The following is a 20,092-nucleotide window of genomic DNA, read 5'->3' as shown; positions in this document are numbered from 1 at the left end:
GAAACACTTGCCGCGAATCGGGAGGACAATATCAATTTGTATCCAAATGTACCGAACGCCATGACTGCCGATCGCCTCTCCTCGTCTTCTCCCCTCGACACGCAACGCCGCAGACTGCTGGGCTGGGGCCTGGGTGCCGCCGGGCTGGCCGCCCTCGGAGCCGCCGCCCCTCATCTGGCCGCCTTCGCGGCCGATGCGGTGGACTTCATCCGCGGCCCCAAGGTGCCCGACGTGCCGTTCACCCAGGTGTCTGACCATGTCCACGTGATCTACGCCGCCGACGGCTTCCCCACCGAGAGCAATCAGGGCATGATGAGCAATATCACGGTGGTGAAGACGGCCAAGGGCCTGGTCGTGCTCGACACCGGCGCGTCGGTGCAGATCGGCGAAATGGTCATCCGGCAGTTGCCCCAGGTCAGCCAGCAGCCGGTGATCGCGGTCTTCAACTCCCACTATCACGGCGACCACTGGCTGGGCAACGATGCCTTCGTCAGCGCCTACGGGCAGGATCTGCCGGTCTACGCCATGCCGCAGACCCGCGAGCAGATCGAAGGCGCCACCGGCAGCGAATGGCAGCAGGCCATGCTCAAGTGGACCAACCAGTCCAGCGCGGGCACCCGCATCGTCGCCCCCAATCGCAACGTGAACCACGGCGACCTGTTCGATTTTGGCGATGTCACGCTGCGCGCGCACCACTACGGCACCGCGCACACCCCTGCGGACGTCTGCATCGAAGTGGTGCAGGACAAACTCACACATGTCGGCGACGTGATGATGAACCGCCGCATCGCCAATATGGACGACGGCTCCTACCCCGGCTCGCTGAACTACATGGACAAGCTGGCGCAGAACATCCCGGGCAGCAACTGGCTGCCCGGCCATGGCCATGCGGGACAGGAGGTGATGGTCTGGCAGCGCGAATTGTTTGTCGCGATCTGGGAGCACGCGCAGAAGGCCGCGCACGACATGGCGGGCCCTGAAGCCGCCATCGCCGCCGCCAAGGCCGATCCGCGCGTGGCGTCCAAGGCCAAGGACACGGCGGGCTGGGACAACAACATCGGCAAATACATCAGCCTGGCCTATCTGGAAGCGGAGCAGAGGGCCTGAGCGGGGTATTGACCAGCAGAATCTCGACACTGGCGACGTCGCTCGAACCGGCCTGAAGCTCAGCCGAGATCGCAGCCGCGGTGGCCGACATCTGCCGCGATCGCGCCTCGATCCGCACCCATTCGTCGGCCTGCACCGGCCGCCTGAAACTGCATTTGCGCACCCCTGCCAGCACCCCCACATGCGTGCCGCGCATGCTTTGCGCCTGCCGGTCGCCCACGAGCATGCCGGCGCCTGCCACCTGGGCCACGGCCTCGATCAGCAGGGCGCCGGGCACCATGGGCATGCCGGGAAAATGACCTTGGAGAATGGGAAGATCGGGCGGCCAAATCACGTCACCGATGTAGTGGTTGAAATCGAGCACGACAAGTCGCCGCACGAACAGGATCTCGCCCCGGTGCGGCAACACCGCTTCGAGGGCGTCCGTTCCCAGCTCGATGGGGTAGGTCAAGGAAGAGTGCATCAGGTCGAGTCCGTGGGGATAGGCCGCCTACGAGTCCAGGCACGGGGCCGAGTCGTCCAGGCCACAGCCCCACCCAGAGCTGCACCGCAGATGACATCCACAAGAACATGCTGTTTGGTCGCCATGGTTGAGAATACGATCAGCGCGCACCACAACAGACTGAGGCCCCGCAGACGTGCGCCGAAACCCAGGCCAGGCGCCATCCGGTCCAGCCAGATCGCGGTGAAAACGGCGGTGGCCACATGCAGGGAGGGACAGGCATTACCGGCAGCGTCCTTGCCGCGAAGGATGTCGAAACCCGGATGCCGCGCCCAGTCCACGGCATAGGTCGGCACCTCGGTGGGCCACAGATAGAAGATCGCCAGACCGATGAGGCACAGCGCGCCAGCGCGCAAGCCATAGCCCACGATCTCCCGCCGCGACGTCATCACCGACACCGGCAGGGAAACATAAACCCAGAGGGACAGATAGAACGGCAGCGTCCAGGGCTGCAGGCCGATCCAGACATCGACCGGCGTCATCGGCATGACCGTCGGCGAAATGCGCGGGTGCTGCAACAGGTAAAAATAGGCGAGGAAGAATGACCAGGTGAACGCGGTCGTGCCCAGCGCCTTGAGCCAGACGTGCCGAAAGAGCAGCCGCAGGGTGCGGGCCGTCAGCTCGCCCGCGCCAATCCGGTCCGAGCCGGTTTGTGAAAGGGCCATGGCAGCGATCCGGTCAATGGCGCACGCGACGTGCGATCAGGCTGGCATTGCTGCCGCCGAACGCAAAGGAGTTCGACATCACAGCGTCGACCGGACCGATCTCGCGGGCCTTCAAGGGCACGAAGTCGAGAGGGCAGCGCGGATCGGGATGGTGGAGATGCGCCGTCGGCGGCGCCCAGCCGCTGTGCATCGCCAGAATGGACAGCGCAAGCTCGACCGCGCCGCCGGCCCCGATGAGATGACCATGCACCGCCTTGGTCGAACTGACGGGCAGTGACGCGGCCGCGGCGCCGAACACGTCGAGGATGGCTTGCGATTCCACGATGTCTCCGGCATCGGTGGCCGTGCCATGCGCGTTGAGGTAGCCGATCTGCCCGGGCGCCAGACCGGCCTCGGCAAAGGCCTGACGCATCGCGGCGGCCTGGCCCTGAACCGACGGTGCGGTGAGATGATGCGCGTCGCTGCTGACGCCGTAACCCGCGAGTTCGGCGTACGGACGCGCCCCACGGCCGTGCGCCCGGGCGCCGCTTTCGAGGACCAGCGCGGCCGCACCTTCGCCCAGCACGAAACCACTGCGCTCGCGATCGAAAGGGCGGCAGCTCGTGGCAGGATCATCGCCGCGCACCCGCGCCAGAACCCTCAACGCATTCCAGGCGACGAACGAACCTGCCGTGAGCATCGATTCCGCCCCCATGACCAGCGCCGCATCGAGATAGCCATGCCGGATCGCCCGCATGGCCTCGCCGGCCGCCACCGCCGAGGATGCACACGCCACGGCATAGGTGTTGCCCTGGCCGCGCAGGCCATAGCGCAGGGAAACGGCCGCATGCGCGGCATTGGCCATCATGCGCGGAACCGACAGCGGGTGAACGACCGTGGCGCGCTTGCGCGAGGCTTCGCTGCCGTAAAGCGTGGTGTAGTAGCGCGCGAACATCGCATCCAGAGTGTGCGCCCCCGCAAAGCCCACGCCGACAAAGACGCCGAAGCGGTCGGCATCGGCCGGCTGCGGGCCGATACCCGCGTCGGCCATGGCCTGCTGTGCGGCCACCTGACCGAGCTGCGCGGCGCGATCGAGCCCGGCATCCTGGGCGTCCAGCAAGGTCGCCGGATCGACCGCTGCGGGGGCCATCAAGAGATGGGGCAGCCCTGCGCTCAAAGCCTCCGGCACTCGGCGAACAGCGCTGCGCGCAGCCAGCGCCGCATCGAAGCTCGATGGGCAGTCAGCCCCCAATGGGGACAGCATGCCCATGCCGGTGATGACCACCGGGTTCATGACGCCGAGACGGAGGAATCCAGCGCGTCGACCTGTGGCAAATGCCCGTGGTGGTGTGCCCGTACCTCGGCCTCGATCGAAGCCACCATCTCGCTGAAACGCAGAGTCTGGAACTGCATCGGGTCGGCGATCTGGAAGCCGAATCTGTCCTCGATCTCGAACAGCATTTCGACCAGGGCCAATGAGTCGAGTCCGAGGTCAGCCATCGTCAGATCGGGATGGTCGAACCGGACAGGATCGATCTTTGCATGGGTCACCAGATAGTTTTTGATGAGTTGTTCAAGCATTCCCCGATGTCCCGCCCTGTTTGTCCTGATGAATGTCGAAATGATGCTAACAGTGCCACCGGCGCCCCTCGCTATCGCACCTGCTCCACCGTCAACGGTACCTTGACGCCGCCTTTGAACTCCGACAGGGTGATGCTGGGGTCGGCGAGTTCGCCGGTGGCGGTGAAGTGGATGTCGCTGTCGGTCACTCCGTCGTAGTCGAGATGGCGGATGTACGGGAGATAGACCTTCGGGTCGCTCGACCTTGCCTTCATCATCGCGTGGGCCAGCACCATGGCCGCATCAAAGGCGTTGGGCGAATAAAGCTGGAAGGCCGCCGCGCCGAACTCGGCGTCATAGCGCGCCTTCCAGGCCCGGCCCTTGGGCAGCTCCGACAGCGGCGCGCCGCCCTGGGCGCAAATCGTGCCGTTCACCGCATCGCCCGACACCTTGGCCATGATGGGGGCGCAGATGCCGTCGCCGCCCAGCAGGCGCGCCGTCATGCCGATCTGGCGCATCTGCCGCAACAACGGACCGGCCTGGCTGTACATGCCGCCATAGAAGATCACCTGGGGATTGCGCGCCTTGATGCGGGTGAGGATGGCGGAGAAATCGGTGGCCTTGTCATCGGTGTATTCGCGGTCCACCACGTCCATGCCCAGCTTCTTCGCCGTGGCCGAAAACACATCGGCCAATCCCTGGCCGTAGGCGGTGCGGTCGTCCACCACCGCCACGCGCTGGACATGCAGGGTGTCGTGGGCATACTCGGCCAGCCCGGCGCCCAGGGCGTTGTCGTTGGCGATCATGCGAAAGAAGGTCTTGTAGCCCTGCTCGGCGATTTTCGGCGAGGTGGACGACGGCGTGATCTGCGGAATGCCGGCGGCGGCATAGAGGCGCGCGGCCGGGAAGGTGCAGCCCGAGGTCTGGTGGCCGACGACCCCGTTCACGCCCTCGTCCACCAGCTTTTGCGCCACCAGCGTGGCCTGGTCGGGCAGGCCCTGATCGTCTTCGGCGTCGATGGCCCAGTGCACCGCCTTGCCGCCAATGCGGGCGTGCTCGGCATTGAGCTTGTTCAGCGCCATCTGCACCCCGTTGACCGCGTCCTGCCCGCTGGCAGCCAAGGGGCCGGACAGCGGCACGGCCACGCCGATGACCACGCGCGGCTCGGCCGCATGGGCCGACAGCCCCAGACCGGCGAACAGCGCCAAAGACATTCCCGTCAATCGCAACGATGTAGGCATGAGGTTCTCCTTGAAAAATCCGGCCTGAAAACAACGAACCCGGATCATCAAGCAAGAACTGCGCACGGCATGTAAGCAGATGCATCCGCACTTACTGAGAAACACGCCGGGCCGCCCCAAGTGTTTCTCACCCCCTCGGGGGGCCTGACGCGCAGAGGCAGGTCTGGGGGCACTCAGCAGCCCGCCTTCAACCGATCAGCCGACCTCCGCGCACCCGCATGCCGCGCAGTTGCGCCGCGCTGAGCTTGCCGCTGGTCACGTCAACCTTGCCCGCACCTGCGGGCGAGGTTGACCGATGCAGCGCCGCCAGGCCGCGCTGCGCATGCGCGTGGCAGATCGCCAGCCCGAGGGCATCGGCCGCGTCCGGGCCGGGCTGGCCCGGCAAGGCCAGCAGCCGCGTCACCATCTCCTGCATCTGCGATTTGCTGGCGCGGCCGTAGCCGACGATGGACTTTTTCAGTTGCAGCGCGGTGTACTCGACCACTGGCAGCCCTTGCGCCACCAGTGCGGCAATAGCCGCGCCGCGCGCCTGCCCCAGCAACAGGGTGGACTGCGGGTTGACGTTGACGAACACGATCTCCACCACCGCCACATCGGCCTGCGCCTGCCGCGCCACCTCGCTCACACCGTCGAACAGCGTTTTCAGACGCTCTGGCAGCGTGCCCTTCGGAATGCGGATGGCGCCGCTGGCCTGATACCCAAGGCGATGCCCGTGGGCATCGATCACGCCATAGCCGGTGGTGTTGAGTCCGGGGTCGATGCCGAGGATGCGCATGGTGGCGCGCCTTGGCTCAGTGCCGGAAGTGGCGCATGCCGGTGAGCACCATGGCCATGCCGTGCTCGTCGGCGGCTTTGACGACTTCGGCGTCGCGCATGGAGCCGCCCGGCTGGATGACGGCGGAAATGCCGGCCTGCGCGGCGTTGTCGATGCCGTCGCGGAAGGGGAAGAAGGCGTCGGAGGCCATGACCGAGCCGGGCACGGGCAGGCCGGCATGCTCGGCCTTGATGGCGGCGATGCGCGCAGAGTTGACGCGGCTCATCTGCCCCGCGCCGACGCCGATGGTGGCGTTGTCCTTGGCGTAGACGATGGCGTTGGATTTGACGTACTTGGCCACGCGCCAGGCGAACAGCAGGTCGCGCATTTCGTCGGCGGACGGCTGGCGCTTGCTCACCACCTGGATGTCACCCGACAGCAGCAGGTCGGCGTCCTGCACCAGCAGGCCGCCGGTGACGCGCTTGTAGTCCAGCCGCTGGCCGGGCTGCGCGGGCCAGGTGCCGCAGGCCAGCAGGCGCACGTTCTTCTTGGCGGCGCAGACGTCGATGGCGGCCTGCGACACGGTGGGCGCGATGATGACCTCGACGAACTGACGCTCGACGATGGCCTGCGCGGTGGCCGCGTCCAGCTCGCCGTTGAAGGCGATGATGCCGCCGAACGCGGACTCGGGGTCGGTCTTGTAGGCGCGGTCGTAAGCCTCCAGCAGGCTGGCACCGTAGGCGACGCCGCAGGGGTTGGCATGCTTGACGATGACGCAGGCGGGCGCGGCGTCGAACTGCTTCACGCATTCCAGCGCGGCGTCGGCGTCGGCGATGTTGTTGTAGCTGAGCTCCTTGCCTTGCAGCTGGCGGGCGGTGGCGATGCTGGCCTCGCGCCCGCCCTGCTCGACGTAGAAGGCCGCGTTCTGGTGCGGGTTCTCGCCATAGCGCAGGTCTTGCTGCTTGACGAAGGACAGGTTGAACTGGCCGGGGAAGGTTCCACGCTCGCCGTCGTCCTGCAGCGCGGACAGGTAGTTGGAGATGGCCGCGTCGTACTGGGCGATGCGGTTGAACGCCGCCACCGACAGGCGAAAGCGCGTGGCGTCGCTCACCTTGCCGGCCTCGCGCAGTTCGCCCACCACCACGGCATAGTCGGCCGGGTCGGTCACCACGGCCACAAAGCGGTAATTCTTGGCGCCCGAACGCACCATGGCCGGGCCGCCGATGTCGATGTTCTCGATGGCGTCGTCGAGCGTGTGCGGCTTGGCCACCGTGGCCTCGAACGGATAGAGGTTGACGCAGAGGATGTCGATGGCGGGCAGGTCGTGCGCATCGGTCTGTGCCACATGCTCGGGCAGGTCGCGCCGTGCCAGCAGGCCGGCATGCACCTTGGGATGGAGGGTCTTCACGCGGCCGTCGAGCATTTCCGGGAAGCCGGTGTAGTCGGCCACCTCGAGCACCGGCAAACCGGCGTCGCGCAGCATCTTGGCGGTGCCGCCGGTGGACAGCAGGCGCACGCCCAGGGCGTGCAGTTCGCGGGCGAAGTCGAGCACGCCGGTTTTGTCGGATACGGAAATCAGGGCTTGCATGGCAGCGGGTCAGGTGGTTGAACGAAAGGAAACGAACAAGGTGAAGGGCGCAACGAAGGCGCATGGCCGTTGGCTTTGCACCTTCTCACTCGCCCGGCTTGAGCAGCTTGTGTTCGGCAAGCTTCTTGCGCAGGGTGTTGCGGTTGATGTCGAGCCAGCGCGCCGCGAGCGACTGGTTGCCCTCGGCATGCTTCATCACGGTGGCCAGCAGCGGCTTTTCCACCGCGGCCAGCACCATGGCATGAATGCCGTGCGGCTCGGAGCCGCCGAGGTCGTCGAAGTAGGCCTCGAGGCTGTCGACGACACATTGTTCGAGCGTGGTCTTGCGGGGAACGGCAGGCATGGCGGGACGCGAGGATGCGGGGGTTCAGGCAACCAGCGGCGCAGCGGGCTGCGCGGCTGGATGTGAGCCGGGGTCGAGAAGGCCGCGCAGCGCCGCGAGTTGCTCGGCCGCGCTCTGCAGGGTGTTGAAGTGTCGGCGGAAGGTCTCGCCGCCGGGCAGGCTGGCCACATACCAGCCCACATGCTTGCGCGCGGTGCGCACGCCAATGGTTTCGCCGTACAGCGCATAGTGGTCGTCGAGGTGGGCGAACAGCCAGTCGCGCCATTGCGCGGGCGCTGGGTCGGGCAGCAGCGTGCCATCCGCCAGATACGCGGCCACCTGGCCGAACAGCCAGGGCCGGCCCATGGCGGCACGGCCGATCATCACTGCGTCGGCGCCGCTTTGCCGCATCACCGCGGCAGCCTTCTGCGGTGAGTCGATGTCGCCGTTGGCCACCACCGGAATGCCCACGCCGTGCTTCACGTCGGCGAGCGTGGCGTATTCGGCTTCGCCGCCATAGCCCTGCTCGCGAGTGCGGCCGTGCACCACCAGCATCGCGGCGCCTGCGGCTTCGGCCATGCGGGCGATGCGCGGCGCGTTACGCGCGGCTTCGCACCAGCCTGCGCGCATCTTGAGTGTGACCGGCGCGTCGAACGGGCGGGCGGCCGCCACCGCAGCCTCCACCAGCCGCGCGGCGAGGTCTTCGTCCTGCATCAGCGCGGAACCGGCCCAGCGGTTGCACACCTTCTTGGCGGGGCAGCCCATATTGATGTCGATGATGTCGGCGCCGCGCTCCAGGTTGTAGCGGGTCGCCTCGGCGATCTGCTCGGGGTCGGTACCGACGATCTGCACCGCGATGGGCGCAGCCTCGCCGTCGTGATTGGCGCGCCGCGAAGTCTTGAGCGTGTCGCGCAGATCCGCGCGCGAGGTCACCATCTCGCTCACGCAGTAGCCCGCCCCCAGTTGCCGCGCCAGGCGTCGGTAAGGCCGGTCGGTCACACCGGCCATGGGGGCGGCGAAGACGCGGTTGGGCAGCCAATGCCGCCCCAGACGCAAGCCCCCCGCAGACGCCGAATCGGGCGCAGACGTTGCAGGCGTGGGCAGGCTGGACATGGGAAAGTGCGCAATGCGGCGTTTGTTGCGACGATGGGAGCGGCGGAGCTTGTTGCAAGCCTGCTGCTTTTTTGAGCGGTGGATTTTAGGTCAAGCGACCATCGGCGCCGCCGTCGCGCCGGGTGAGGCGGGTGATCGGCACGTTTGCACCGTGCGCGAGATGCGGCATACTGGCATCAAACAGGCCGACTTCCCGGCACCACAACACCCTCACTGCACCCATGAAACTTCCGCCTCGCGCCCTGCTCCTGGAGTACGGCATCAACCTCCTCGCCCCCTGGGTGGTCTACAAACTCACGGCGCCCCAACTGGGCGAGATGGGCGGGCTGATAGCCTCGGGGGTTCCGCCGCTGCTGTGGGCGCTGGGCGGTCTGCTGCGCAACCGGCGACTGGATGCGCTCAGCGGCTTGGTGCTGCTGGGCATCGTGATGTCCGTCGTCGCCTCGTTGCTGGGCGGCGATCCACGCCTGCTGCTGATGCGGGAATCGCTGGTTTCGGGGTCGATCGGGCTGGCCTTTCTCGTGTCGCTCGCGTTCGGACGCCCGCTGGTCTTCTACCTGGGGCGGGCAACGGTGGCACGCGAGTCCGCGCAGGAGGCCGCGCGCTTCGAACAACTCTGGGACAACAACGCGGGCTTCGTCCGGGCCATCCGCCTCATCACGGCGATGTGGGGAATCGGCCTCTGTGGCGAATTTCTCTTGCGCGCCTGGATGGTGACGCACTGGCCCATCGACCGGGTGCTGATCATCTCGCCGACCCTGGGCTACATCGTCTATGGCGGCCTCGCCGCGTGGACAGTGTGGTACCGCGCCCGCATGGCCACACGGGCCAAGGTGGCGGCGAAGACTCCCTATTGACCCAGAGCTGAGCGGGATGAAGGGTTCATGGGCAAGGCCATGCAACGGCCGCTCCACCTTCCAACCTCCCCCACGGCGTGGGGAGGCGTGTTGACTCCCTCTCCACTTGTGGGGAGGGCCAGGGTGGGGAATGCTGTCTCGAACCTCAACGGGCCGGATCCATCGGGCGATGCGCCCCCAGTCCGTCGCGCGGCCCGCCGGCGGATGCCGAGGCCTGGTCTTCGGCCCTCGACCGTCGCTCGGCAATACGGTTCCACACGGCCTGTTTGCCTGCATCGTCCAGATCGATCCAGTCGCCGATTTCCTGCAGCGTGCGGGCGCATCCCAGGCATAGCCCGGTGGCGTGATCCAGCGTGCAGACGTTGATGCAGGGCGACGGCACGGCCATGGGTCAGCTCGCTTCGTGCCCCAGCGGACGGGGCGCGGGCGGCGCGGTCACCTGACTCGGGGCCACCCCCAGCCAGCGCGGCAGATCATCGGGCCGCAGGGGAAAGACCGCGTGCGGATGGCCGGCCGCAGCCCAGATGCGGTCGAAACGCCAGAGGCTGTCATCCACCAGGGCAAGGGGCTCCTGGGTGTGACCCACCGGGCTGACCCCGCCGATGGCGAAACCGGTGGCGGCGCGCACGAAATCGGCATCGGCCCGCGCAAGCTTGCCCACCTGCGCGGCCACGGCCTTTTCGTCCACCCGGCGGTCGCCTGCGCACACCACCAGGACGGCGCGGTCGCTTTCGACATGCCGGAACACGATGGACTTGGCGATCTGGCCCAGCGCCACGCCGAGGGCGTCGGCCGCCTGCTGCGCGGTGCGGGCGGCATCGTCGAGCATGACGGGCCGCTCGGCATGGCCCAAGGCCGTCAGCGCGTCGATCACGCGCTGCACGGAATCGGAAGGAGATGAAAGGGCGGTGGTCGGCATGGTTCGAGGTTTGTCGGCGTTCACGTTGTGCAGGCGGGCTCGCCCTGCCCGGCGGCCCCTTTGGCGAGCAGGGCCTTGCCCGCGCGGCTGTTGTTCGGGCGGTTGATGGCGCGGGTGATGAAGTCGCCCGCCTCGACCACGGCGCGCAGGTTCACACCCGTGTCGATGCCCAGCCCGTGCAGCAGGTAGAGCACGTCCTCGGTGGCGACGTTGCCGGTGGCGCCTCGGGCATAGGGGCACCCGCCCAGACCGGCGACGGAGGAATGAAAGCTCGCCACGCCCATGTCCAGCGACGCCAGGATGTTGGCCAGCGCCTGGCCGTAGGTGTCGTGGAAGTGACCGGCCAGCCGCTCGATGGGAAAGGCTGCGGCGCTGGCCTCGAACACGGCCTGCACGGCGCCCGCGGTGCCGACGCCGATGGTGTCGGCGATGTCGATGGCGTCGCAGCCCAGATCGGCCATGCGGCGCACCACCTCGGCCACGGCGCCCGGCGCCACGTTGCCCTGGTAGGGGCAGCCCAGCGCCACGGAGATGCTGCCGCGCAGCTTCACACCGGCGTTCCTGGCGGCCTCGGCCACGGGACGGAAGCGCTCGATGGATTCGGCGATGGAGCAGTTGATGTTCTTCTGCGCGAAAGCCTCGCTCGCGGCGCTGAACACCACGACCTCGCCCACACCCGCGGCCAGCGCGGCTTCCATGCCCTTCATGTTCGGCACCAGGGCCGAATACAGCGTGCCGGGACGACGCCGGATGCCCACCATCACCTCAGCGCTGCCGGCCATCTGCGGCACCCATTTGGGCGAGACAAAGGCGGCGGCCTCGACATTGGGCAACCCGGCGGCGGACAGGCGGTCGATGAGTTCGACCTTCACCGCCGTGGAGACCGGTTCGGCTTCGTTCTGCAGCCCGTCGCGCGGGCCGACTTCGACGACTTCGACGTGACGCGGCAGGTGGGTCAGTGTGACCTTGGACATGGAAGACTCCTCAAACAACCCGATTCAGATTCAATAACCCAGCCGCATGTCCACCACGCCGCCCGGCCGGTCACCGCGTTCGATGGCGGCAATCTTGCGCATCACCTGCGCCGCGGAAGGCCCCACCAGGGTCTGCGCGGCCACGTGCGGCGTGACGCGCACCCGCGGGTGGCTCCAGAGCGCATCGGCCGTCGGCAGGGGCTCGGTGGCAAACACATCGAGCAAGGCGCTGGCCAGATGCCCGCCGTGCAGCAGATCGAGCAAGTCGTCCTGGTCGATCACGGCGCCCCGGCTGGCGTTGATGACGTGCGCGCCCTGCGGCAGGCGGCTCAGAGCAGCGTAGTCGAGCAGGCCGCGGGTGTCTGCGGTCAACGGCAACAACACCACCAGCACCCGGGTCTGGGCCAGAAATTCATCGAGCCGGTCGAGCGCGAAGAGGGGGCACCCCAGCCCGCCCGCGGCGTCCGACTGCCCGCTGCGGCTGCAGGCCAGGATGGGAAAGTCCATCGCCGCCACGCGCCGGGCGGCCGCCGCGCCCATCTGCCCCAGCCCGAGAAAGCCCACGGTGAAGCTGGCTCGTGGCGGCAGGGCGAGCGGCTCCCACTGCCGCCTCGCCTGTTGCGAGGCATAGTCTGTCATGCGGCGATAGGCGTGCAGCACGCCCTCGGCGACATAGTCGGCCATTTGCCGCCCCATGCCGGCGTCTTCGAGCCGGATGAGCGGCACACCGGGATGCAGGCGGTGCAGCGCCGGGGCGATGGCGTCCACGCCGGCGCCCAGATTGAACACGGCGCGCAGCCCCATCTGTCCCTGCAGCCAGTCGGTCGGCGGCTTCCACACCAGGGCGAAGTCGGCCTGGGCCTCGGGCTGCCTGCAGGCATCGATCACCTCGACGGCCAGGCCGGTTTCCTGGGCATGTTGCATCAGCGCCTCGCGCCAGCGGCGGAAAGGTTCGTCCGGGTCCCAAACCGCCAGTTTCATGCCTGCAAGTCCTCGATCTTTAAGACTTCGATGCGCAGCAGTTCCACCCCTTCGCTCACCTGATCGCCGACGGCGTGGAGCAGTTCGCTCACCTGCCCTGCCGCCGGCGCGACCAGGGTGTGCTCCATCTTCATGGCTTCGAGGACCAGCAGGGGATCACCGGCCTGCACCGTATCGCCCGGCTGCACATGCAGGGCGATGATCTTGCCGGGCATGGGCGCGGTCAGCCGCCCGCCCGCCGAGCCCGCGTCGGCGCTGCCCAGATCGGCGCCCAGCCACTGCAGCGTGGCCTGCTCGCCGTCCGAGAACACCTGAAAGGTCCTCTCGCCCATGAGGACCCCATCCATCTGCGCGCGCTCGGTGCCGAGCGTGAGCACCAACGAGAACGCCTGCGTGGCGCGGTCCACCCGTTTGAGGCGCGCGGCGCAGGCGAAGGGTTGCGGCCGCGCCGCGCCGGGTGTCTGGAGGCGCAGGGGCTGACCCGCCCACGACGGCCACAGCGTGCAGTCCAACGGCCCCCAGGGACTGTCGAAGCGCAGCGGGCGCGGCGGCAGCACGCCGTTGGAAAACCCGTCGCGGGCCGACCAGGGATCGTCAGTCTGCTGCGCGCGTTCGCCTTCGAGCAGGGCGCCGATGGCGGCGGCGCAGGCCAGCGCCAAGGGCATGGACGGCGGCGCCAGCAGTACCTCCTGCTGACGGGCGATCAGTCCCGTATCGACCACGCCCTCGGCGAAGGCCGGGTCGCCCAGCAGGCGGTGGAGAAACTGCACATTGGTCTGCAGGCCGGCAATGCGGGTGACCTCCAGCGCCTGGCGCAGACGATGGCGCGCCTGCTCGCGGGTCTCGCCCCAGGCGATGAGCTTGGCGATCATGGGGTCGTAGAACGGGGTGATGGTGTCCCCTTCGCGCACCCCGCTATCGACTCGAATGCCATGGGCCTGCGCGGGGCCGAACGCGACATGCGGCGGCAGCGCCAGCCGTCGCAACGGGCCGGTGGACGGCAGAAACCCGGCCTCGGGATGCTCTGCATACAGCCGCGCCTCGATGGCATGGCCGGTACAGCGCACCTCGTCCTGGCCGAGGGGCAGCGGCTGGCCTGCGGCCACCTGCAATTGCCACGCCACCAGATCCAGCCCGGTGATCAACTCGGTGACGGGATGCTCGACCTGCAGCCGCGTGTTCATCTCCATGAAATAGAAGGTCTGCGGCACCCCGGCTTCGCTGCATTCCACGATGAATTCCACCGTGCCCGCGCCGACATAGCCCACCGCGCGGGCTGCCGCCACCGCGGCCGCGCCCATGTCGCGCCTCAGGCTGTCGGGCAAGCCTGGGGCCGGCGCTTCCTCGATGACTTTCTGGTGGCGACGCTGCATCGAACAGTCGCGCTCGAACAGCCAGAGCGCATGGCCCTGCTGGTCGGCAAAGACCTGGATTTCGATATGACGCGGGTTGCGCACCAGGCGCTCGATCAACACCGCATCATTGCCGAAGCTGCTGCGCGCCTCGCGGCGGCACGAGGCCAGCGCCGCATCGAACACCTCCGCGTCGTGCACCTCGCGCATGCCCTTGCCGCCGCCGCCCGCGCTCGCCTTGATCAGCACCGGAAAGCCGATGCGCTGGGCCTCGGCCTTGAGCAGCGCGTCATCCTGCGCCGCGCCGTGATAACCGGGCACCAGGGGCACGGCGGCGGCCTGCATCAGCCGCTTGGACTCGGCCTTCAGCCCCATCGCCTGCATGGCCTCGGGCGGCGGGCCGATGAACACCACTCCAGCCTCGGCGCACTGCCGCGCGAAGCCTGCGTTCTCGCTGAGAAAGCCATAGCCGGGATGGATGGCCTGCGCGCCGGTGTCGCGTGCCGCCTGCAGGATGCGATCGCCCCGCAGATAGCTTTGCGCCGCCTCGGCCGGCCCGATGCACACCGCCTCGTCGCAGGCCGCCACATGCGCAGCCTGCGCGTCGGCCTCGGAATAAACCGCCACGGTACGAATGCCCAGTCTGCGGCAAGTGGCGGCCACGCGGCAGGCGATCTCGCCGCGATTGGCGATCAGGATTTTCGAGAACATCTCAGCACTCCAAACACTGGGCCGCGGCAAGATCGCCTGCGACGGCGCTACGCGCCTGCAGTCGATTTGGCTTCGCCGCTTCGTCCCGGCACAGCCGGGACTGGTCGCCGCGATTGGCGATCAGGATTTTCGAGAACATCTCAGCACTCCAAACACTGGGCTGCGGCAAGATCGCCTGCGACGGCGCTGCGCGCCTGCAGTCGATTTGGCTTCGCCGCTGCGTCCCGGCACAGCCGGGACTGGTCGCCGCGATGGGCGATCAGGATTTTCGAGAACATCGTCGGTCTCCGGCGCGTGGACAGCCTTGGCGGTCCTTATTGATCCGGCATGGAAAGTATGAACGGGTCATAGGCCTCGCCATGCAAGGGCCTCCCCCACGCTGTGGGCGAGGCGTGTTGGCTCCCTCTCCACTTGTGGGGAGGGCCGGGGTGGGGAGGATCTGTTTCAAGTTTCAACGTGCCGGATCAATAGGGTGTTTTGTCTTTGAACGGCACATCGCTTGCGCCATGCCGTGGCGCCACGGCGACAGGTTCGGGTCTGCCGCTGAACACCCGCGCCATTCGCCTCAGCATGGCGCGCACGAAGTGAAAGCTTTTGCGCGCCAGCCAGATCATGGCGATCAGCACCAGCGCCAGGGCGATGAAGAACAGCACCGGATGCAGCCAGGCCAGCCACAGGCCGCCCAGCACCAGCGCGTCTTCGCCGAACGACGCACCCACGTTGGAAAACGGTTCGGGCGAGGTGTTGATGGCCGCGCGGGTGGACAGCTTGGTGCCGTGGCTCACCGCGGCCAGGCCACCGCCCGCCGCAGCGGCCAGCGCCGCGATCAGGCCATGATCGAGCCCGAACACGCTGGCGGCGAGCACCGCCCCGGCAGGAATGCGCAGCAGGGTGGAGATGAAATCCAGCAGACTGTCCACACCGGGAATCTTGTCGCCGACGAACTCAAGCAGCGCCAGCATGCCGGTGATGCCCACGGCCACCGGGCTGGCCAGGGGTTGAAGGCCGGACGGCAGTTGCACCCAGCCGCCCAGGCCGGCCACGCCGACGGCGAACATGACCAGAAAGGCCCGCAGGCCGCTGGCCCAGCCCAGTGCGGCGGCAAGGGCCAGGAGCTGCAGGGTGTCGAGCGTGGGCGCGTTCATGGTCGGACCTCAGGGTGCAGGGCAATCATTTTTTGCCCCGGCGCGGCATTCGGCATGGGCGAGGCTTGCGCACCGGCATGCAGGCCGAGGTGGGCGAACAGGGCGCGGTCGGCATCGACCTCGGCATTGCCAGTGACCAACAGCGTATCGCCATAGAAGATCGAGTTGGCGCCCGCGAGAAAGCACAGCGCCTGGATGCCGTCGCCCAGTTCGCGCCGCCCGGCGGAGAGCCGCACCCGCGCCGTGGGCATGGTGATGCGGGCTGCAGCCACAGTGCGCACGAACTCGAAGGGGTCGAGGTCGGGCGCGTGTTCGAGCGGCGTACCGGCCACCCGCACCAGGGCGTTGATCGGCACCGATTCGGGGTGGGGATCGAGCCCGGCCAGCGCCGCCAGCAGCCCCGCGCGGTCGCGCCGCGTCTCGCCCATGCCGACAATGCCGCCGCAGCACACCGCCATGCCGGCCTCGCGCACATGCTGCAGGGTGTCGAGCCGCTCCTGATAGGTGCGGGTGGTGATGATCTGGCCGTAGAACTCGGGCGAGGTGTCGAGGTTGTGGTTGTAGTAGTCGAGCCCGGCCTCGGCCAGGCGCCGCGCCTGTTCGGGCCGCAGCATGCCCAGGGTCATGCAGGTTTCCAGCCCGAGCGCCTTGACGCCTTCGACTATCTCGGCCACGGCGTCAAGATCGCGGTCCTTCGGTTCGCGCCAGGCGGCCCCCATGCAAAAGCGCGCGGCGCCCGCCTCCTTGGCGGCGCGCGCGTTGGCCAGAACGAGGTCGACATCCATCAGCTTGCCTGCCTTCAGGCCGACGTCGTGATGCGCCGATTGCGGGCAGTAGCCGCAGTCTTCGGCGCAGCCGCCGGTCTTGATCGACAGTAGCGAGGAGAGCTGGATTTCGGTGGGATCGAAATGCGCGCGGTGCGCAATCTGCGCCTGCCAGAGCAGTTCGGGCAAAGGCAGATCGAGCAGCGCTTCGATGGCGGTGGGAGTCCAGCCGGTGGAAGGTTTCGGGGTCATGGAAAAGGGCGTCCTGGAGGGGTCAGTCAGCTTCGGGGTCGAGCCAGGCGGGCTTGCGCTTGGCGAGAAAGGCCGCGATGCCTTCGCGGCCGTCGGCACTGGCCCGCGCCACGGCGATGCGCTCGGCCGTGTCGGCGAGCAAGGCGTCGCTGAGCGGACGATGCGCCACCTCCGCCAGCAGACGCTTGGCCGCGGCCAGGGCCTGCGGCGAGGCATGGCGCAGGGCGGTGCACCAGCGCTGCACCTGGGCGTCCAGCGCAGCGGCATCATCGGCCACCTCGTGCACCAGACCGAGGGTTTGCGCGGTGGCCGCATCGAGCACTTCGGCGGTCAGGGTGTAGCGTTGCGCCGCGCGCGGGCCGATGGCGCGCAGCACATGCGGCATGATGGTCGCGGGCACCAGGCCGAGTTTCACCTCGCTCAGACAGAAACGCGCGGCTCGCACGGCCACCGCCAGGTCGCAGGCAGCCACCAGGCCGAAGCCGCCGGCGAACGCATCGCCCTGCACCCGGGCGATCACGGGCTTGGGGCATTCGGCCACAGCGCGCAGCATGCGCGCGAGCTGCAGGGCATCGTCACGATTCTGCGCCTCGGTGAAGTCGGCCAGTTGCTGCATATAGCGCAGATCGGCCCCGGCGCAGAACGCCGGTCCTTGCGCCGCGAGCACCACGCAACGGATTTCGGGCTCCAGGCCGAGTGCGACGAAGGCCGTGTGCAGCGCGCCAATGGTGGCGGCATCGAAGGCATTGCGCACCTCGGGGCGATGGAGGGTGACCGTGGCCACGGCGCCATCCCGCTGGACGATGACGGGTGGTTCGCTCATGGCTTGGGTGCGGCTTGCGCAGCGTCGCGCAGCATGTAGATCAGATCGAGCACGGGCGAGGGCTGGCCCAGGGCGGTGAGCGCCGCGGTGATCTGTCCGCGATGATGCGTGGCGTGGTTGAACACATGCGCGAGCGTGGCGGCAAACGGTGCGGTCATCGGCCGGCCCTGGCTGGTGGCGTAGTGGAAGGGACGGCCGAAGTCGGCCTCGGTCAGCTGCTCGATGTAGGGCTGCCAGGCCTGCGCGGCGTGCATCAGCCGCAGCGCCAGTTGGGCACGATCGGTCTCGGCCTCGTCGTCGAGGCTCAGGCCCGAGGGCGATACGCCTTCAAGGAAGCGGCGCTGCCACAGCAGGCCTTCGCCCACCAGCAAATGATTCAGTGTGCCGTGGATGCTTTTGAAAAACAGCCCGCAATCGCGCCGGTAGTCGGCATCCGGCAGCGGGGCGATGTGTTGTTCGAGCAGCCTGCGGGTGGCCCAGACGTGGTAGCGCGAGAGGGTGCGGAAGTGGTCGTGCAGCGGCATAGCGACTCCTCCGTCAGCCGTCGACGAGACTGGCGAGCACCGGCGCGCTGAGGGTCGGGTGGAACTCGATCACGGTGTAGCGCGCCACCCCGGTGGCATGAAACGGATCCTCGCGCACCAGCGCCTCGGCCGCCTCGCGGCTTGGCGCCCGGGCCAGGATCACGCCGCCGGTACGCGGCTCCTTGCGGCCCGACAGCAGGAAGCTGCCGTCCGCGTAGTGCCGCGCCAGGAAGGCACGATGGGCGTCGAGATGCGCGTCGACGGCGTCGAGCGGCTTCACATAGTCGAGCAGGATCAGGAACATGGCGGATGTGGATTGGAACGCAAAACAAGCAGCAATCGACCGGCTCACATGCGAAACACGCCGAAGCGGGTTTCTGCAATCGGCGCATTGAGCGCGGCCGACAGACCGAGCGCCAGCACGCGCCGGGTGTCGGCCGGGTCGATCACGCCGTCGTCCCACAGCCGCGCGGTGGCGTAGTAGGGGTGGCCCTGGGCCTCGTACTGGGCGCGAATGGGGGCCTTGAACGCGGCCTCCTCCTCCGCGCTCCAGCCGCCGCCCCTGGCCTCGATGCCGTCGCGCCGCACGGTGGCCAGCACGCTTGCCGCCTGCTCCCCGCCCATCACGCTGATGCGGGCGTTCGGCCACATCCACAACTGGCGCGGGCCGTAGGCGCGGCCGCACATGCCGTAGTTGCCGGCGCCGAATGAGCCGCCGATGATGACCGTGAACTTGGGCACCTGGGCGCAGGCCACCGCCGTGACCAGCTTGGCGCCGTGGCGGGCGATGCCTTCGTTCTCGGCCTTGCGGCCGACCATGAAGCCGGTGATGTTCTGCAGGAACAGCAGCGGGATGCGGCGCTGGCAGCACAGCTCGATGAAGTGCGCGCCCTTCACGGCGCTGTCCGAGAACAGGATGCCGTTGTTCGCCAGAATGCCCACGGGCATGCCGTGCAGATGCGCGAAGCCGCAGACGAGCGTGGAGCCGAAGCGGTCCTTGAACTCGTCGAACTCGGAGCCGTCCACGATGCGGGCGATGACCTCGCGCGCGTCGAAGGGCTTGCGGGCATCCAGCGGCACCACGCCGTACAGCTCGCTGGCCGCATAAAGCGGTTCGCGCGGCTCGCGCAGATCGAGCGCGGCCCGCTCGGCCGGCCGCAGCCGCGAGACGATGCGGCGGGCGATGTCGAGCGCATGGGCATCGTTCTGCGCCAGGTGATCGGCCACGCCCGACAGGCGGGTGTGCACGTCGCCGCCGCCCAGGTCTTCGGCGCTCACCTCCTCGCCGGTGGCGGCCTTCACCAGCGGCGGGCCGCCCAGGAAGATGGTGCCCTGGTTGGCGACGATGACCGACTCGTCGCTCATGGCCGGCACATAGGCGCCGCCCGCGGTGCACGAGCCCATGACCACGGCGATCTGCGCGATGCCGTCGGCGCTCAGGGTGGCCTGGTTGTAGAAGATGCGGCCGAAGTGGTCGCGGTCGGGAAACACCTCGTCCTGGTTGGGCAGATTGGCGCCGCCCGAATCGACGAGGTAGATGCAGGGCAGGCGGTTCTCGCGCGCGATCTCCTGCGCCCGAAGGTGCTTCTTGACGGTGATGGGGTAATAGGTGCCGCCCTTCACCGTCGCATCGTTGCAGACGATCACGCATTCGCGCCCGCTGACGCGCCCGATGCCGGTGATGATGCCGGCCCCGGGCGCCGCGTCGTCGTACATGGCCTGCGCGGCCAGCGGCGAGAACTCCAGGAACGGCGTGCCGGGATCGAGCAGCGCCGCCACGCGGTCGCGCGGCAACAGCTTGCCGCGGGCGACATGCTTGGCGCGGGCCGCCTCGCCGCCGCCCTCGGCCACGCGGGTCAGGCGCGCCCGCAGGTCGTCCACCAGGGTTTGCATGGCCGCAGCGTTGGCGGTGAACTCGGCGCCGCGCGGGTTGAGTCGTGATTCAAGCGTGGTCATGGG

The 20,092-nt window shown here is 68.2% G+C and carries 23 protein-coding genes and 1 pseudogene; 2 read left to right on the top strand and 22 right to left on the bottom strand.

Annotated features, from left to right (window positions below; all coding sequences use genetic code 11):
• Nucleotides 1-60: 60 nt before the first annotated feature.
• On the top strand, nucleotides 61-1,107 hold the full coding sequence (locus BVH73_RS10000) for an MBL fold metallo-hydrolase (protein WP_079418290.1): 1,047 nt from the start codon (nucleotides 61-63) through the stop codon (nucleotides 1,105-1,107).
• On the opposite strand, the gene BVH73_RS09995 is transcribed toward BVH73_RS10000, so the two are convergent.
• The 9 genes and pseudogenes from BVH73_RS09995 to dusB all read right to left on the bottom strand — a co-directional run bounded on the left by BVH73_RS09995 (nucleotide 1,070) and on the right by dusB (nucleotide 8,774).
• Nucleotides 1,070-1,570 (bottom strand): 3-hydroxyacyl-ACP dehydratase FabZ family protein, encoded by a 501-nt coding sequence (locus tag BVH73_RS09995; protein ID WP_079418288.1) that lies wholly within the window; start codon nucleotides 1,568-1,570, stop codon nucleotides 1,070-1,072. The two genes, BVH73_RS10000 and BVH73_RS09995, sit on opposite strands and share 38 nt — an antisense overlap.
• Nucleotides 1,570-2,274 carry a phosphatase PAP2 family protein gene (locus BVH73_RS09990; RefSeq protein ID WP_079418286.1) on the bottom strand — a complete coding sequence of 235 codons (705 nt, stop codon included), beginning with the start codon at nucleotides 2,272-2,274 and terminating at the stop codon, nucleotides 1,570-1,572. The genes BVH73_RS09995 and BVH73_RS09990 overlap by 1 nt, the downstream gene beginning before the upstream one ends.
• Before the next feature lie 13 nt (nucleotides 2,275-2,287).
• Nucleotides 2,288-3,547: a beta-ketoacyl-[acyl-carrier-protein] synthase family protein gene (locus BVH73_RS09985; protein ID WP_079418284.1), complete on the bottom strand. Its 1,260-nt coding sequence runs from the start codon at nucleotides 3,545-3,547 to the stop codon at nucleotides 2,288-2,290.
• A complete protein-coding gene (locus BVH73_RS09980; RefSeq protein WP_079418282.1) occupies nucleotides 3,544-3,834 on the bottom strand; it encodes an acyl carrier protein in 291 nt (96 codons plus the stop codon). Before BVH73_RS09980 ends, BVH73_RS09985 begins: the two co-directional genes overlap by 4 nt.
• 71 nt (nucleotides 3,835-3,905) lie before the next feature.
• Nucleotides 3,906-5,054, bottom strand: coding sequence for a branched-chain amino acid ABC transporter substrate-binding protein (locus BVH73_RS09975; RefSeq protein ID WP_079420515.1), 1,149 nt, complete (start codon nucleotides 5,052-5,054; stop codon nucleotides 3,906-3,908).
• Between the two features lie 322 nt (nucleotides 5,055-5,376).
• Nucleotides 5,377-5,829: pseudogene (gene ruvC, locus BVH73_RS09970) on the bottom strand (crossover junction endodeoxyribonuclease RuvC); the annotation flags it as partial.
• A gap of 16 nt (nucleotides 5,830-5,845) precedes the next feature.
• Nucleotides 5,846-7,396 (bottom strand): bifunctional phosphoribosylaminoimidazolecarboxamide formyltransferase/IMP cyclohydrolase, encoded by a 1,551-nt coding sequence (gene purH / locus BVH73_RS09965; RefSeq protein WP_079418278.1) that lies wholly within the window; start codon nucleotides 7,394-7,396, stop codon nucleotides 5,846-5,848.
• 85 nt (nucleotides 7,397-7,481) lie between these two features.
• Nucleotides 7,482-7,739, bottom strand: a complete 258-nt coding sequence (locus BVH73_RS09960) for a helix-turn-helix domain-containing protein (protein ID WP_079418276.1) — start codon at nucleotides 7,737-7,739, stop codon at nucleotides 7,482-7,484.
• A gap of 24 nt (nucleotides 7,740-7,763) precedes the next feature.
• Nucleotides 7,764-8,774, bottom strand: coding sequence for a tRNA dihydrouridine synthase DusB (gene dusB / locus BVH73_RS09955; RefSeq protein ID WP_154048537.1), 1,011 nt, complete (start codon nucleotides 8,772-8,774; stop codon nucleotides 7,764-7,766).
• A 278-nt stretch (nucleotides 8,775-9,052) separates the two neighbouring features.
• Between dusB and BVH73_RS09950 the strand changes: the two genes are divergently transcribed.
• Entirely contained in the window at nucleotides 9,053-9,688 is a 636-nt protein-coding gene (locus BVH73_RS09950) for a VC0807 family protein (protein WP_079418272.1), read from the top strand.
• A 145-nt stretch (nucleotides 9,689-9,833) separates the two neighbouring features.
• On the opposite strand, the gene BVH73_RS09945 is transcribed toward BVH73_RS09950, so the two are convergent.
• The 13 genes from BVH73_RS09945 to BVH73_RS09895 form a co-directional block, all read right to left on the bottom strand.
• The gene (locus BVH73_RS09945; RefSeq protein WP_079418270.1) at nucleotides 9,834-10,076 is read right to left on the bottom strand and encodes a DUF1289 domain-containing protein; all 243 of its coding nucleotides are present in this window, start codon (nucleotides 10,074-10,076) and stop codon (nucleotides 9,834-9,836) included.
• Nucleotides 10,077-10,079: 3 nt separating this feature from the next.
• Nucleotides 10,080-10,607: a YbaK/EbsC family protein gene (locus BVH73_RS09940; RefSeq protein ID WP_079418268.1), complete on the bottom strand. Its 528-nt coding sequence runs from the start codon at nucleotides 10,605-10,607 to the stop codon at nucleotides 10,080-10,082.
• Nucleotides 10,608-10,627: 20 nt separating this feature from the next.
• On the bottom strand, nucleotides 10,628-11,581 hold the full coding sequence (locus BVH73_RS09935; RefSeq protein WP_079418266.1) for a hydroxymethylglutaryl-CoA lyase: 954 nt from the start codon (nucleotides 11,579-11,581) through the stop codon (nucleotides 10,628-10,630).
• Between the two features lie 30 nt (nucleotides 11,582-11,611).
• The gene (locus BVH73_RS09930) at nucleotides 11,612-12,562 is read right to left on the bottom strand and encodes an NAD(P)-dependent oxidoreductase (RefSeq protein ID WP_079418264.1); all 951 of its coding nucleotides are present in this window, start codon (nucleotides 12,560-12,562) and stop codon (nucleotides 11,612-11,614) included.
• Nucleotides 12,559-14,625, bottom strand: a complete 2,067-nt coding sequence (locus BVH73_RS09925) for an acetyl-CoA carboxylase biotin carboxylase subunit (RefSeq protein ID WP_079418262.1) — start codon at nucleotides 14,623-14,625, stop codon at nucleotides 12,559-12,561. Before BVH73_RS09925 ends, BVH73_RS09930 begins: the two co-directional genes overlap by 4 nt.
• Before the next feature lies 1 nt (nucleotide 14,626).
• A complete protein-coding gene (locus BVH73_RS15795; RefSeq protein ID WP_154048466.1) occupies nucleotides 14,627-14,764 on the bottom strand; it encodes a hypothetical protein in 138 nt (45 codons plus the stop codon).
• 1 nt (nucleotide 14,765) lies between these two features.
• Nucleotides 14,766-14,903: a hypothetical protein gene (locus BVH73_RS15790; RefSeq protein WP_154048465.1), complete on the bottom strand. Its 138-nt coding sequence runs from the start codon at nucleotides 14,901-14,903 to the stop codon at nucleotides 14,766-14,768.
• A gap of 186 nt (nucleotides 14,904-15,089) precedes the next feature.
• A complete protein-coding gene (locus BVH73_RS09920) occupies nucleotides 15,090-15,770 on the bottom strand; it encodes a DUF4126 domain-containing protein (RefSeq protein ID WP_079418260.1) in 681 nt (226 codons plus the stop codon).
• Nucleotides 15,767-16,786 carry a biotin synthase BioB gene (gene bioB, locus BVH73_RS09915; RefSeq protein WP_079418258.1) on the bottom strand — a complete coding sequence of 340 codons (1,020 nt, stop codon included), beginning with the start codon at nucleotides 16,784-16,786 and terminating at the stop codon, nucleotides 15,767-15,769. The genes BVH73_RS09920 and bioB overlap by 4 nt, the downstream gene beginning before the upstream one ends.
• A 22-nt stretch (nucleotides 16,787-16,808) precedes the next feature.
• Complete coding sequence (locus BVH73_RS09910; RefSeq protein WP_079418256.1) at nucleotides 16,809-17,609, bottom strand: enoyl-CoA hydratase-related protein; 801 nt, start codon at nucleotides 17,607-17,609, stop codon at nucleotides 16,809-16,811.
• Entirely contained in the window at nucleotides 17,606-18,133 is a 528-nt protein-coding gene (locus tag BVH73_RS09905) for a DinB family protein (protein ID WP_079418254.1), read from the bottom strand. The genes BVH73_RS09910 and BVH73_RS09905 overlap by 4 nt, the downstream gene beginning before the upstream one ends.
• A gap of 13 nt (nucleotides 18,134-18,146) precedes the next feature.
• On the bottom strand, nucleotides 18,147-18,437 hold the full coding sequence (locus BVH73_RS09900) for a YciI family protein (protein ID WP_079418252.1): 291 nt from the start codon (nucleotides 18,435-18,437) through the stop codon (nucleotides 18,147-18,149).
• 44 nt (nucleotides 18,438-18,481) lie between these two features.
• On the bottom strand, nucleotides 18,482-20,089 hold the full coding sequence (locus BVH73_RS09895; protein WP_079418250.1) for a carboxyl transferase domain-containing protein: 1,608 nt from the start codon (nucleotides 20,087-20,089) through the stop codon (nucleotides 18,482-18,484).
• Between the last annotated feature and the right edge of the window lie 3 nt (nucleotides 20,090-20,092).

The sequence above is a fragment of the Thiomonas intermedia genome (genome assembly GCF_002028405.1).
GTDB classification, from domain to species: domain Bacteria; phylum Pseudomonadota; class Gammaproteobacteria; order Burkholderiales; family Burkholderiaceae_C; genus Thiomonas; species Thiomonas intermedia.
Note: the sequence above shows the minus strand (reverse complement) of the source record. Positions and strands in the feature narration are given on the sequence as shown.